This window comes from Kitasatospora sp. NPDC057936 (assembly GCF_042887525.1).
In the GTDB taxonomy this organism is placed as follows: domain Bacteria; phylum Actinomycetota; class Actinomycetes; order Streptomycetales; family Streptomycetaceae; genus Kitasatospora.
In genome coordinates, this window is record NZ_JBHVPD010000168.1 from 1 (window position 1) to 12118 (window position 12118).

General features: G+C 71.0%; 16 protein-coding genes. 10 read left to right on the top strand and 6 right to left on the bottom strand.

Annotated elements, in window-relative coordinates:
- The first annotated feature begins 349 nt into the window (after positions 1 to 349).
- The gene (locus ACFVU9_RS44430) at positions 350 to 1177 is read left to right on the top strand and encodes an MFS transporter (RefSeq protein ID WP_387603597.1); all 828 of its coding nucleotides are present in this window, start codon (positions 350 to 352) and stop codon (positions 1175 to 1177) included.
- Here ACFVU9_RS44430 and ACFVU9_RS44435 read toward each other — a convergent pair.
- Positions 1174 to 2424: an RNA-guided endonuclease InsQ/TnpB family protein gene (locus ACFVU9_RS44435; protein ID WP_387603600.1), complete on the bottom strand. Its 1251-nt coding sequence runs from the start codon at positions 2422 to 2424 to the stop codon at positions 1174 to 1176. The two genes, ACFVU9_RS44430 and ACFVU9_RS44435, sit on opposite strands and share 4 nt — an antisense overlap.
- Before the next feature lie 138 nt (positions 2425 to 2562).
- Between ACFVU9_RS44435 and ACFVU9_RS44440 the strand changes: the two genes are divergently transcribed.
- Positions 2563 to 3120 (top strand): MFS transporter, encoded by a 558-nt coding sequence (locus ACFVU9_RS44440; protein ID WP_387603635.1) that lies wholly within the window; start codon positions 2563 to 2565, stop codon positions 3118 to 3120.
- 7 nt (positions 3121 to 3127) lie between these two features.
- Here the strand turns inward: ACFVU9_RS44440 and ACFVU9_RS44445 are convergent, their stop codons facing one another.
- Entirely contained in the window at positions 3128 to 3991 is an 864-nt protein-coding gene (locus ACFVU9_RS44445) for an NAD-dependent epimerase/dehydratase family protein (protein ID WP_387603603.1), read from the bottom strand.
- Positions 3992 to 4133: 142 nt separating this feature from the next.
- Between ACFVU9_RS44445 and ACFVU9_RS44450 the strand changes: the two genes are divergently transcribed.
- On the top strand, positions 4134 to 5057 hold the full coding sequence (locus tag ACFVU9_RS44450) for a 5-dehydro-4-deoxyglucarate dehydratase (protein WP_387603606.1): 924 nt from the start codon (positions 4134 to 4136) through the stop codon (positions 5055 to 5057).
- Positions 5054 to 6232 carry a hypothetical protein gene (locus tag ACFVU9_RS44455; RefSeq protein WP_387603609.1) on the top strand — a complete coding sequence of 393 codons (1179 nt, stop codon included), beginning with the start codon at positions 5054 to 5056 and terminating at the stop codon, positions 6230 to 6232. Before ACFVU9_RS44450 ends, ACFVU9_RS44455 begins: the two co-directional genes overlap by 4 nt.
- Before the next feature lie 20 nt (positions 6233 to 6252).
- Here the strand turns inward: ACFVU9_RS44455 and ACFVU9_RS44460 are convergent, their stop codons facing one another.
- Positions 6253 to 7086 carry a hypothetical protein gene (locus ACFVU9_RS44460; RefSeq protein ID WP_387603612.1) on the bottom strand — a complete coding sequence of 278 codons (834 nt, stop codon included), beginning with the start codon at positions 7084 to 7086 and terminating at the stop codon, positions 6253 to 6255.
- Positions 7087 to 7421: 335 nt separating this feature from the next.
- Between ACFVU9_RS44460 and ACFVU9_RS44465 the strand changes: the two genes are divergently transcribed.
- Positions 7422 to 7781 (top strand): hypothetical protein, encoded by a 360-nt coding sequence (locus ACFVU9_RS44465; protein WP_387603614.1) that lies wholly within the window; start codon positions 7422 to 7424, stop codon positions 7779 to 7781.
- 66 nt (positions 7782 to 7847) lie between these two features.
- On the opposite strand, the gene ACFVU9_RS44470 is transcribed toward ACFVU9_RS44465, so the two are convergent.
- The gene (locus ACFVU9_RS44470) at positions 7848 to 8699 is read right to left on the bottom strand and encodes a LysR family transcriptional regulator (RefSeq protein WP_387603617.1); all 852 of its coding nucleotides are present in this window, start codon (positions 8697 to 8699) and stop codon (positions 7848 to 7850) included.
- A gap of 81 nt (positions 8700 to 8780) precedes the next feature.
- On the opposite strand from ACFVU9_RS44470, the gene ACFVU9_RS44475 reads away from it, so the two are divergent.
- Together ACFVU9_RS44475 and ACFVU9_RS44480 are read left to right on the top strand one after the other, a co-directional pair.
- Complete coding sequence (locus tag ACFVU9_RS44475; protein ID WP_387603620.1) at positions 8781 to 9263, top strand: cupin domain-containing protein; 483 nt, start codon at positions 8781 to 8783, stop codon at positions 9261 to 9263.
- Positions 9260 to 9643 carry a DoxX family protein gene (locus ACFVU9_RS44480; RefSeq protein ID WP_387603623.1) on the top strand — a complete coding sequence of 128 codons (384 nt, stop codon included), beginning with the start codon at positions 9260 to 9262 and terminating at the stop codon, positions 9641 to 9643. The genes ACFVU9_RS44475 and ACFVU9_RS44480 overlap by 4 nt, the downstream gene beginning before the upstream one ends.
- A 167-nt stretch (positions 9644 to 9810) precedes the next feature.
- Here the strand turns inward: ACFVU9_RS44480 and ACFVU9_RS44485 are convergent, their stop codons facing one another.
- The gene (locus ACFVU9_RS44485; RefSeq protein WP_387603626.1) at positions 9811 to 10314 is read right to left on the bottom strand and encodes an NUDIX domain-containing protein; all 504 of its coding nucleotides are present in this window, start codon (positions 10312 to 10314) and stop codon (positions 9811 to 9813) included.
- Between the two features lie 104 nt (positions 10315 to 10418).
- A complete protein-coding gene (locus ACFVU9_RS44490; RefSeq protein ID WP_380493148.1) occupies positions 10419 to 10682 on the bottom strand; it encodes a hypothetical protein in 264 nt (87 codons plus the stop codon).
- A gap of 119 nt (positions 10683 to 10801) precedes the next feature.
- On the opposite strand from ACFVU9_RS44490, the gene ACFVU9_RS44495 reads away from it, so the two are divergent.
- Genes ACFVU9_RS44495 through ACFVU9_RS44505 form a run of 3 tightly spaced genes read left to right on the top strand, consistent with a single transcriptional unit; the run spans position 10802 to position 12048 of the window.
- Complete coding sequence (locus ACFVU9_RS44495; protein ID WP_387603629.1) at positions 10802 to 11704, top strand: helix-turn-helix domain-containing protein; 903 nt, start codon at positions 10802 to 10804, stop codon at positions 11702 to 11704.
- Positions 11628 to 11825, top strand: coding sequence for a DUF397 domain-containing protein (locus ACFVU9_RS44500; protein ID WP_387603632.1), 198 nt, complete (start codon positions 11628 to 11630; stop codon positions 11823 to 11825). The genes ACFVU9_RS44495 and ACFVU9_RS44500 overlap by 77 nt, the downstream gene beginning before the upstream one ends.
- A 13-nt stretch (positions 11826 to 11838) precedes the next feature.
- The gene (locus ACFVU9_RS44505) at positions 11839 to 12048 is read left to right on the top strand and encodes a DUF397 domain-containing protein (protein WP_387603638.1); all 210 of its coding nucleotides are present in this window, start codon (positions 11839 to 11841) and stop codon (positions 12046 to 12048) included.
- Positions 12049 to 12118: the final 70 nt, after the last annotated feature.

Genomic DNA, 12118 nt, shown 5'->3' on the forward strand with positions numbered 1-12118 from the left:
AAAACGCTCGGCTGGAGAACCCCAGCCGAGCGCCTGCGTGATCTACTGACGACCACGTAAGCCATCAGGTGTTGCGAGGACCCCAAGAATCCGCCCACCGGGCAGGGGCCGTCGTCGTTCCCCGGTGTTCCGAATCCGGTTCATGGTTCAGGCTCTTGAACGCGCCAATCACCAAATACCCACCTACAAGGGAACATTCGACTTCTCACTCATTCGCGGATATGGACGGGAGGTCTTGACCACCACCCCGCCGACCGCTTCACTCCCCGTACCGCACCTCCCTCGCACGGCACCTCCCTCGCACGGCACCCATTACCCGCGCGCCACCCCCGAGACGAGGCGATCCCCCATGAGCCGGCCCAGCCCTACTCCCCGCAGGATCAAGCCCGTCCTCCTGTACTCCTTCGGCGCACTCGGCGGGGTCCTCTTCGGCTACGACCTCGGCGTGATCGCGGGCATCCTCGTCGTGGTCGCCAAGTCCTGGCAGCTGTCCGGCTTCCAACAGGGCGTCCTGACGGCCTCGCTGTCCGCGGGCGCGATGCTCGGCGCGGGCCTGGCCGCGCGGCTCAACGGGCGGATCGGCCGCCGCCGCACCATCATGGCGGCCGGCGGCGTGGTGATCGCCGGCACGCTCGCGTGCGCGCTCGCGCCGGACTTCGGTGCGCTGGTGGGCTTCCGGACGGTGCTCGGCCTCGGGGTCGGCCTCTCCTCGGCCACCGTGCCGACGTACCTGTCCGAGCTCGCGCCGGCGCCGATCCGGGGCGCGATGGGCTCGCTCAACCAGATCTTCATCGTCGGCGGCATCCTGATCGCGTTCCTCGTCGACTACTGGCTCCAGCCGCGTCACCTGTGGCGCTGGATGTTCGCGGGCGCGCTGGTGCCCGCCGTGATCCTCGTCGCCGGGCTCGCGTTCCTGCCGGAGACGCCGCGCTGGCTGGTCAACCTCGGCCGGGAGAACGAGGCCAGGGCCGTCCTCGCGGCCACCCACCCGGCCGGGGAGATCGAGGCCGAACTCGCCGCGATCCGCGCGGTGATCCGGCTCGACGCCGCGCAGACCGCCTACCGCGTACGGGAGTTGTGGGCCCCCTGGGTGCGGCCGATGCTGCTGATGGCCCTGCTGCTCGCGGTCGGGCAGCAGTTCGGCGGCGTCAACGCGTTGACTTCCTCCCTGTCCTAAGGGACGGGGATTCCGGCCGCGCGTGCCGCGCGGGGGCTTCGCCCCGTGCGTGTGCGCCTGGCCGGTGGTTGGCGCTTCACGGACCGGCCAGTGCCGAGGTCTCCACGCCCTGACACCGCATGCCCTGCGGCGTTGAGGATGTTCTTCGCCGCGTTCACGTCGGCGTGGTCCCGGTGCCCGCAGGCGGTGCACTCGAAGGCCGCTTGGCTCTCGCGGCTCTTCGGGTCCACGTGCCTGCAGGCGTTGCAGGTCTGCGACGTGTACGCGGGGTTCACCAGAACGATGACCGTGCCGGTGGTGCGCGCCGCGTTGCGCAGCGCGAGTTCGAGCAGGTGCCACCCCTTGTCCAGGATGGCCCTGTTCAGTCCGGCCTTGGCGCGGACGTTGCGGCCGGGCTGCTCGGCGGTTCCGGTCGCCGAGGCGGTCATGTTGCGCGTGCGGAGGTCTTCCAGCACCACCACCGCGTTGCCGGTGGCCAGGGCAGAAGCGGTCTGGGCGCAGAAGTCCGCGCGGCGGTCGCGGACACGGCCGGTGATGGCGTTGATCTTCGCCAACACCGACCCGCGGCGGTTGCTTCCCCGCTTGCACCGGGAGAGCTGCTGCTGCAATCGCCGCAGCCGCTTCGCCTCGCCCTGGGTGGCGTACGGGCGGTCGTGGAAGTCGCCGTTGCTGCTGGTCGCGGCTACCCTCACGCCTCGGTCCACACCGATGGCGGTATTCGGCATCGCGTGCCGCTCCGGTGTCTGCTTGCCGTCCTCCACCAGGAACGAGACATACCAGTGCCGGCCCTGACGGGCGACGGTCGCCGAACGCACCTCGCCGCCGAGCGGCCGGGACCAGCGGAACCGCACCCATCCGAGCTTCGGGAGTTTCGCCCGCCCCCATTTCCGGCCGATCCGCTCCACCGTGATCAGGTTCCCGGCCGGGAACCGGAACGACGGAGACCAGCGGACCTTCGACCGCCACCGCACCTTGAACGTCCCGTGCTCACGGCACGCCCGGCCCAGATCCCGAAGGGTCTGCTGCAACACGTGCGACGGCGCGTCCTTCAGCCACGGAAACTCACGCTTGGCCTCGGCCAGCTCGGCGGCCTGCGGCACGTAGTTCATCCACGCCCCGCGCCGCCGATACTCGCGGCGCTGCTCCAGGGCAGTATTCCACACCGACCGGCAGATATCGCCGAACATCTCACACAACTCGGCCTGCGCCGAATCGAGTTCAAGCCGGTACCTACGGCCTGACAGCATGGGAACACCCCCACTCGGTTGCTGTCTCCAACATAGGGCACGTCACTGACAACGCAGCGAACTCCGCCGCTTCACGGCTCCGGAGCAAGGATGAGCTAACCCCCCGCTGAAGCAGGGGGTCTGCGCTCAACAGTTCAGATCAACGCGTACTTCCCGACCATGCTCGTCTCGCTCGGGCTCACCACCGACACCGCACTCCTCTCGGCGATCATCCTCGGCATCACCAAACTCGCCTTCACCGCGTGGGTGGTGTTCGTCGTGGACCGCTGGGGCCGCAAGCCGCTGCTGCTGATCGGCAGCGCCGTGATGGTGGTGACGCTGGGCCTGACCGGCTGGGTCGTCACGCACGTCCACGACGAGGCCGCCCTCGGCACGCTGACCGTCGTGCTGCTCGTCCTCTACCTGGCCGGGTACGAGCCGGGCTGGGGCGCGGTGGTGTGGGTCATGATGGCGGAGGTGTTCCCCCTCAAGGCGCGCGGCGCCGGGACGGGCGTCGCGGCGGTGGTGCTGTGGGCGGCGACCGGCGTGGTCACCGCCGGCTACCCGGTCATGTCCGACCGCCACCACCTCGGGGTCGGCGGCTCGATGTACGTCTTCGCCGGCGTCAACGCGGTACTGCTGGTGCTGACCCTCCGTCTCGTGCCGGAGACGAAGGGCCGAACCCTGGAGCAGATCGAACTCGGCCTGCGCGCCTGAACCTTGCTCAATCCCGGGGCACCGGAGGTCCTTGCAGGCGGTCGGCGTCGAGGTCGGGGAAGGTGAAGGGCCCGCCCAAGTAGGCGAAGACGGGGTCGTCGTGGGCGGGCCGCCCGTGCGCGGCGTGGACGGCGTCGGCGTGGACCTCGGCGTCGTCGGCCGGGGCGTAGCCGAGCGCCCGGGCCTCGTCGAGGGAGACCCAGCCGCCGCGCGTGTTCGGCGAGACGCCGTAGACGATGCGGTAGCCGGGCTTCTCGACGGCCAGGCAGGCCTCCAGCAGGCGGGCGCAGTCGTCCGGGGAGAGCCAGGTGGAGAGGGCGCGGGGGTTCGGCGGTTCGGCGAAGCAGGTCATGATGCGGACGCAGATGACGTCGAGGCCGTAGCGGTGGTGGTAGAGCGCGCCGAGGGCCTCCCCGGTCGCCTTCGAGACGCCGTAGTAGGTGTCGGGCAGTGGCGGGGTGTCGGCGGTGAGCGGGTACTCGGCGGGGGTGCGGTAGCCGACGACGTGGTTGGAGGAGGCGAAGACGACGCGGGGCACGCCGGCGCGGCGGGCGGCCTCGAAGACGGTGTAGGTGCCGTGGATGTTGACGTCGAGGATCCGCTCCCAGGGCGCTTCGAGGGAGATCCCCCCGAGGTGGATCACGGCGTCGACGCCTTCGCAGGCGGCGCGCATCGCGTCGGCGTCGGTGACGGAGGCCTGGACGGCCTCCTCGCCCTCGCCGGGGTCGAGCGGCACAAGGTCGAGCAGCCGGAGGGTGCGGCCGGGGCGGGCGAGCCGGGGGCGGATGAGACTGCCGACGGCGCCTGCCGCGCCGGTGACGAGGATGCGGGGCACGGTGACTCCCTTGGACCGGGGACGGGTGCACCCCATGCTCACAAAGCCCGAAGGCAGTTCACAAGAATGACTGTCATTCAGATATGAGAACGCCGATCCCTTGACCTCCGCGCGCGGGCCCTCCTACGCTCCTCGGTGTTCCCACCGCTGGACGCTCTCCACGAAGGGACCCACCCCCGTGCCCGCACGCACCGGCCCGCCCGCGCTCGACGGGCTCCTCTTCTTCCCCGTCACCGCCTTCGCCCCGGACGGCTCCTTCGACCCCGGCGCCCACCGCGCCCACCTCGACGCGCGCCTCGACGACGGCCCCGCCGCCGTGTTCGCCGCCTGCGGCACCGGAGAGTTCCCCGCCCTCGCCCCCGCCGAGTACGAACGCTGCGTCTCCGTCGCCGTCGACGCGGCCGGCGGACGCGTGCCCGTCGTCGCCGGCACCGGCTACGGCACCGCACTCGCCCTCGCCTACGCCCGCGCGGCGCAGGACGCGGGCGCCGACGCCCTGCTCGTCCTGCCCCCGTACGGCCCCGAGGGCGGCCAGGACGGCCTCGTCCGCCACATCACCGCACTCGCCGACGCCACCCCGCTCGACCTGATCCTCTACCAGCGCGACCGGACGGCCTACGAGCCCGGCACCGTCGCCCGCCTCGCCGCGCTGCCCGGCGTGATCGGCTTCAAGGACGGCCTCGGCGACCTCGACCGGATGCTGCGCACCGTCAGCGCCGTCCGCGCCGCCGGACACCCGGACTTCCTGTTCTTCAACGGCATGCCGACCGCCGAGATGACCCAGCTCGCCTACCGCGCCATCGGCGTGCCGCTCTACTCGTCCGCCGTCTTCTGCTTCGCCCCGGACATCGCGCTCGCCTTCCACCGCGCCTTTGCCGAGGACGACCGGGGCACGCTGACGGTGCTGATCGAGCTCTTCCTGCGGCCCTACGTCGAACTGCGCACCCTGCGGCCCGGCTACGCGGTCTCCCTGGTCAAGGCGGCGACGCGGGCCGTGGGCCACCCGGTCGGGGGCGTGCGCGCGCCGCTGACCGAGCCGGCGCCGGAGCACGTGCGGGCGCTGCTGGACCTCGTCGACCGCACGCGGGAGGCGCTGGCGTGACGCCGGCCGTCGGCGCGTACCTCTACCCCTGGGACGTGGACGGCGACCCGGCCTGCGGCGCACGCCTCGCCGGGCTCGGCATCCGGCGGGCCGCCGTCGCCGCCGCCTACCACAGCGTGCGCGCGCTGACGCCCCGCCACCCGCGCCACAAGGTCGTCACCGCCGAGCACGCGGCCGTCTACTACCGGCCCGACCGGGACCGCTGGTCGGGCCCCGGACGGCTGCGCCCGGTCGAGGCGCCGTGGTCGCCGCGCTCGTTCGGCCGGGCCACGGAGTCGCTGGCCGAGGCCGGGGTGGAGGTGTACGCCTGGACGGTCCTCGCACACGGGCAGCGCCTCGGCGTGCGCCACCCCGACGCGGCCGTCCTCAACGCCTACGGCGACCGCTACCCGTGGGCGCTGTGCGTCGCCTCCCCCGCCGTGCGGCTCTACTGCGCCACGCTGGCCGCCGAGACCGCCGCCCAACCGGGCCTGTCCGGAGTGGAGTTGGAGTCCTGCGGCTGGTACGGCTTCGACCACCTGCACGCACACGACAAGGTCGCGGGGGTGTCCCTGGCGCCGGCGGCGCGGCTGCTGTTCTCGCTCTGCTTCTGCCCGCACTGCCGGGACGGCTACGCGGCGGAGGGCGCCGAGCCGTGGGCGCTACGCGCGAAGGTCCGGGACGCGCTCGACCCGGTCTTCGCCGGCACGACGCAGGACGCGGCGCTCGACCCCGAGTCGGCCGCGGCCGTCGCCCGGATGCGGGTGCGCACCGCCGCCGAGCTGCGGCGGTCCGTGCTGGCAGCGGTGGCGACGGAACGCCCGGACCTCCCCGTCCTCCTGCACGCCCAGCCGGACCCGCTCGGCTTCGGCCCGTCCCCGGGCCTGGCCCCAGCGGACGCCCGCGGCGCCGTACCCGTCGCGCTCGCCCCCACCCGCGCGGAGGCCGCCCTGGCCGCCGTCCGCGCGTACGCCGCTGTGGGCCGACGCCTCGCAGCCACCGTGAGCGCTGTCGCCGGCCTCGGCGGCGACGGCGCCGACCTCCCCGCCTGGTGCGCGGACCTGGCCTCGGCCGGCGCGACCGAGCTGCGCTTCTACCACCTCGGCCTGGCCTCCCACCAGGATCTCGCCGCCGTCCGCACGGCCGTCGAGAAGGTGAGCACGGGCCCGACACAACACCCTTTGCAGCGCCCGTGATTCGGCCTCGGCCGCGGTGTTCACGACGTCCGGGGCATGCGGACCTCGTCATACTTCCGGTTCGGCTCCGCCCGCACCGCCTCGACCGGCACGGGCGCACCGATCTCTCCCGGGCACCCTCCCGGCGGGTAGCCGGGAACGTTGCGGACGTTGTAGTAGACGCAGACCAACCGGTACTCACCCGGCGTCCAGGAGCCGCCGCCGTGCACCAGCATCCGCGCACCGCAGGCAGGACACGAGGCCTGCGGGTACACCAGCACCCGGGGCTCGGTGAAGGCGTGCGGAAGGCGCCGGTCGGTGATCGCCCGCCGCGGCAGGGTCAGCCCGTAGTGCTCGCCCACGACCCGGTACACGTCCGCCATCGTCACATCGGCCCCGTCGGCCCTGTGGACGCGGTCGCCGGCATCGACGAATCCTCCTTCCGCGACCAAGCGGCGGGTCAGCGGGTGGTCCCTGTCGTCGGTCGTGTACTCCCACATGTACCAGCCGGGGTCCCCGTCCATGCTGACGCCGATGACCGGCGGGTCCATGGTGCTGTCGACGATGCTCACGAACGCGTGCCGCCTGGCGAGGTCCCTCCCCGGCGCGTACCGGTCGGCGCGGCCGGGAGCCGTCGGCGGCTCGATCGCGAACGCCCAACCGTTACCGGTGTCCCCCACCATCGCGTATTCGGGCAGCTGCCACGGAGCGGGCGAGAGCTCCAGCATCTCGTGGGCGGTGTCCGCGTCCATGACGGCGCCCGGCTCGGCACCCAGGTGGACGGCCAGCTCCTCGTGACCGATGCCGTTGACCATCGTGAGGGCGAAGCCCTCACCGCCGAGTTCGGCGTCTATCCAGTCGATCCCGTCCCTCATGATTGGGAACCTACAGGACGGGTACGACAGGATCTCCGCCTCCGCCTCCGTCGGCCGCCTCCGTCGGCCGCCGAGCAGCTGGACACGGAGGAGGGCCACGTGCGGGCGCTGATCGCCCTGGTTGCCCTGGTCCTCTCCCTCGCGGCACCGCCCGCGGTCGCCCGGAAGTCCGGCCTTCCCCCAGCGAGTTCGCCTGCCGTTCCGGCGGAGGTGTTCACACAGGATCGATGCGGAGTGGGAAGTCGGCCGATCCGACTTCCCACTCCGCCATCGAGAAGGTGAGCACAGGCCTGCTCCCTACCGAACTCCCGGAACGGTGAGGTAGGTTCGGACCCATGCCGGTCTATACCTGTGCAGTGCAGCGCAAGCAGATCTGGCCCGACGACTCCGTCGTGTGGGCCACGAACGATGACCGTGTGAACGTGATCGCATGGCCTGGTGAGCCTTCCGACCTGGGCGAGATGCTCCTGGAGAAGTTCCTCGAAGAGAACCGGACAGGCATCGCACCGGACGGATTCCGCGCGGTCGTCTGGGCCGGCGACCGACGCGGCGAGAAGCTCGACGGAAGCGCCAATGCGCTGGCCGTCGTCGAGGTCACCGGTGGGGCCGCCCGCCCTGTACCCGAGCCTCCCAAAACCACTCCGCGCCGCCGTTGGGGCTGGCTCCGGGGCCATTCCGCGCCTGATGCGGAATAAGTAGCCGTCTTCGGAGCTCCTCCCCCTCCCTTGGGAGGAGCCCCTTCGCATTGCGGGCCGGACCGCTCAGTGGCGGTACGCGGCTGTCGCGATCTCGACGAACGACCGGACCAACGGGTTGGTGTCGCCCTCGTTCCACACCGCCACCACTCGGCTCGGCGCCATGTCGACCAGCGGGACGACGGCCAACTCCGCGGGCATGTCGTGTCCGAGCGGAGCCAGGCCGACCGTGGCGTTCCACAGCACAGCCTGTAGGCACTCCTGGACGGCGCGCACCACCGGGCCCTCGCGCGGCGTGCCGCCGTTCCAGTACGACTGCCACGCGGGGTCGGTGCCCGGCGGGAACTGGAACCAGCGGCGGTCGCTCAGCTCGGCCAGCCGCAGCCGGTCGCGGCGGGCCAGCGGATCGTCGGCGCGCAGCACCACGCCGACCGGATCGGCCCGCAGCGCACGCACCGTCAGGGCGGTCTCGTCGAAGGGCGCCCTGGTCAGCGCGACGTCGACGAGTCCGGCGCGCAGCCCGCAGGTCGGGTCGGTCAGGTCGGTGTCGCGGATGCGGATGTCGACGCCGGGATGGCTCCGGCGGTAGGCGGCGGCCAGCCTGGCCACGCCCGGATCGGTGCCGTCGCCCAGGATGCCGACGGTGATGGTCGCGTGGCCGGCCGCGGCGCTCACCCTCTCCTTAACGCGGTCGGCGTGGTCGAGCAGGGCCCGCGCCTCGTCGAGCAGCACCGCGCCCACCGGCGTGAGCGTGACGCCCGTGGGCGAGCGGGCGAACAGCAGGGCCCCGACCTCGGCCTCCAACCGCTTGATCGCCCGGCTCAGCGGCGGCTGGCTCATGTGCAGTCGGGTGGCGGCCCGGCCGAAGTGGAGTTCCTCGGCGACGGCCACGAAGTAGCGCAGGGTTCGTAGCTCCACGCTGCAACGATACCCACGAGGTATCGGCGCTGCGGGACAGGTCTTGGACGGCCGTGGGGTCCCGGCGGTGCACTGGTGAGCATGACCGAACAAGCGAAGACCAGCGAGCCCGCTGTGCACGTCGTGGGGCCCGGCCAGGGCGAAACGATCGTCCTCGGCACCACGCGCATGCGCGTCCTGGAGGACGGCAGCCACACCGGACACCGCCTCGCGATCGCCGAGTCCGTCCTCGCCCCGCACACCCAGGGGCCGCCCCAGCACCGCCACGGCCGGCACGACGAGGGCTTCTACGTCCTCTCCGGCACCGTGCGGTTCACCGTCGGGACGGACGACTACGAGGCCACCACGGGCACGCTCGTGATCGTCCCGCCCGGCACCCCGCACACCTTCGCCAACCTCACCGACCAACCCGCCGTCATGCTCAGCACGTTCACCCCCGACCTGTACGTGCAGTACTTCCGGGACCTCCGGGAGACGCTCGCCGACGGCCGGCCCCTGACGCCGCAAACCAACCTCGACGCGATGAGCCGCTACGCGACCGAGCCCGCCACCGACCACGCGTGATTCACCGAACGGGAACCATAAACCACATCGCCTACGGGATCGTCGCGGGACTGCTCGCGCTCTTCTACGTCTACTCGGGCACGCTGAAGGCCGTCCGTAGCCGGGACCAACTCCGGCCGATGATGGCCTGGGTCGATCGCATGCCCCTGCCCGCCGTCAGGGCGCTGGGGGCGGTGGAACTGCTCGGCGCGGCCGGTCTGATCCTGCCGCCGCTGACGGGTGTCGCCCCCGCACTGGCCGTTGTTGCCGCCGTCGGCCTCGTCCTCCTCCAGGCCGGCGCGATCGCCGTTCACCTGACGGGCGGGGACCGCCGGATCGCACTCAACGCCGGGCTCACCGTCGCCGCGGCCGTGACCGCCTGGCTGGCCACCCGCCTGTGATCGAGCGCAGCTCGACTCATCATAAGAAGTCGACGGGTCCGACTTTCTGTGCGGCTGGATTGGTTACGCACTTCGGGTTCCCGGGCGCCGCGTCGGCAGGGCCGAAGCGGCGCCGATGGTGGGTCCGTCCTCTGTGCGCAGGAAGTCGGCGTGGCCGACTTCCTGCGTCAGCGGATCGGGACGGGGGTGCCGTGCAGGAGGAGGGGGCGGCCGGCGCCATGTTCCCAGGCGTCCCAGGCGTCGTGGACGCGGCGGGATTGGTCGGGCGGCATCACGGTGTCGAGCAGGTAGCAGGGCACCCAGTGCAGGGCCCGGATGTTGGCCGGCGGGCGGTGCAGGGTCGTGGCTCTGGCTTGGCGCGGGGTCACGATGCCGCCCGCGTAGACGAGGTTGAGCGCCTCGGGGTGGTGGTGCCGGGAGACGTAGTCGACCGTGAGGACCGTTCGGAGCGGCAGGACGAGCCCGGTCTGGGACTCCAGGTGGCGGCGGGCGGCGAGGTGGGGCAGCTCGTCGGCCTCGGCGCTGCCGCCGGGGAGGGCGTAGCCGTCGCGGTGGATCGGGTCGACGAGGAGGACGCAGAGTTCGCCTCCGAGGTCGGAGTTCTCGTGGAGGACGAGGGCCTGCTGGCCCAGGCGGCGGCCGGGCGGCTTGCTGATGAGGTGGTCGTTCAACTCGACTCCTGATGGGCGGACTTGGGAGGCGTGTTCCACGGCAGCGAATCCCCCGGCAGCGAGGGAACTTACGTGGAGGGCAGCGAGGAGGAGATCGCGCGAATTCACGCCGGCTCGTCGTTGAGGAGCCGGCGGCGGGAGTGGGCACCCGAACCGGGCGCGATCTGCCGGGGATTGAGGACGCTGACCTGGTCGGCTCGGGTGGTCCACTCGATGCCGCCACCGATGGGCCGGAGGTACATGACGCCGGCGCACTGCTCCATGAAGACCCCCTCGCGGGGCCGGCCATCGTCGAGGTGACCACGGTCGATCACCACCTCGTGGAGGAGGGGGACTTCGGACAGCACGGATCTCTGGTCTTCGAACATGGGGGTCTCCGCAGTCGCACAGCGCTATCGGCGCATCACCTGGTGTAGCCATGGTGGCGCAATCCGCCCTACGATCGGAAGGGTTTCAAATCTCTAGTTGCCCCGACCTCAAAGGGTGGATGACCTTGGTTCGTCGATCACTTGATCCAACGTCATCTCCACTGGCTGCACTTGCAGTTCAGATCACCAGGTCACGGGAGGCCAAAGGGCTCACCCAGATTGCGCTTGGCAGGCAGGTTGGGTACTCCAACGTCTACATCTCAAATGTCGAGGGGGCCAAACAGGCCCCTTCTTTAAAGTTCGTAGAACGGGTGGATGTCGCCCTGGACGCCGGGGGCGCCCTGACTGGGCTGTGGTGGAGCTGGAAGAACGGCGCCCTGTTGCCCGGATTCTCTGAGTACCTACGTCGGGAACGAGAAGCCATTGCTGCCAGGTTGTTCGACACGGACATGGTGTCGGGCATACTTCAGCACCCGCATTACAGCGCGGCCTACGAAGCCGGCATCGTCCGGCGCGGGGAAGCAACTCGAGAGCAGGCCGACGGGCGACTCGGCCTGCTTGCTCAACGCCAACTCATGCTCGACCGGGTCACGTCGATCCATGCCATCCTGGACGAGGGTGCCCTGTATCGGCCCATCGGCGGCCGGGAGGTCATGGCTCTCCAGCTCGCACACTTGGAGACGCTGAGCGAGCGCCCGAACGTGATCATCCAGATTGCTCCGTACCGCCTCGCCGAGGATCGATCACTGTCCCACCCAGTCACGCTCCTGACCCTCCCGAACCGGGCCCTGGTCGGGTACACCGAGACGCTTCAGCGGGGGTATCTAGAACAGGATGCCGACACGGTGGCCCAATGGGTTGCTAGGTACGATCGACTCCAGGTCAACGCGCTTAGCCAGCCGGACAGTTTGGCCATGATCCGGGCAACACGGAAGGAACTGGACCATGCACGACCCAACGGGCGCCAAGTGGCGCAAGAGCACCTACAGCAACGGCGGCGGCGGCTGCATCGAGGTGGATGACGCACACCCCGGCAGGGTCCGTGACTCCAAGGACCCCCAGGGTCCCGCTCTGGTCTTCCCGGTGGAGGCCTGGCGATCGTTCGTCACCGCCGTCCGGACTGGCGAGTTCGGCGACGTCTGAGAGGAATGCCGTGATCCCCACTCCCGACCTGACCGGCGCCAGTTGGCAGAAGTCCAGCTACAGCAACAACGGGGGCAACTGCGTAGAGGTGGCCCTTGGCTTCCGTGCTGACACGCCTGTCCGTGACTCGAAGGACCCCCACGGTCCTGCCCTGATCTTCCCCTCCGACGCCTGGCGATCCTTCGTCTCCGCCATCCGGGCCGGCGAGTTCGGCGGCATCTGAACCAACCACGCGTCAGGGCGGGAGCACCCCCGCCCCACCCCCCGGTAATTCCACGCCCACCAACCCCCCG

Coding starts and splice junctions, on each gene's coding strand:
- ACFVU9_RS44430 (WP_387603597.1), top strand. CDS start 350: ATGAGCCGGCCCAGCCCTACTCCCCGCAGGATCAAGCCCGTCCTCCTG.
- ACFVU9_RS44435 (WP_387603600.1), bottom strand. CDS start 2,424: ATGCTGTCAGGCCGTAGGTACCGGCTTGAACTCGATTCGGCGCAGGCC.
- ACFVU9_RS44445 (WP_387603603.1), bottom strand. CDS start 3,991: ATGGGGTGCACCCGTCCCCGGTCCAAGGGAGTCACCGTGCCCCGCATC.
- ACFVU9_RS44460 (WP_387603612.1), bottom strand. CDS start 7,086: ATGAGGGACGGGATCGACTGGATAGACGCCGAACTCGGCGGTGAGGGC.
- ACFVU9_RS44465 (WP_387603614.1), top strand. CDS start 7,422: ATGCCGGTCTATACCTGTGCAGTGCAGCGCAAGCAGATCTGGCCCGAC.
- ACFVU9_RS44475 (WP_387603620.1), top strand. CDS start 8,781: ATGACCGAACAAGCGAAGACCAGCGAGCCCGCTGTGCACGTCGTGGGG.
- ACFVU9_RS44490 (WP_380493148.1), bottom strand. CDS start 10,682: ATGTTCGAAGACCAGAGATCCGTGCTGTCCGAAGTCCCCCTCCTCCAC.
- ACFVU9_RS44495 (WP_387603629.1), top strand. CDS start 10,802: ATGACCTTGGTTCGTCGATCACTTGATCCAACGTCATCTCCACTGGCT.
- ACFVU9_RS44500 (WP_387603632.1), top strand. CDS start 11,628: ATGCACGACCCAACGGGCGCCAAGTGGCGCAAGAGCACCTACAGCAAC.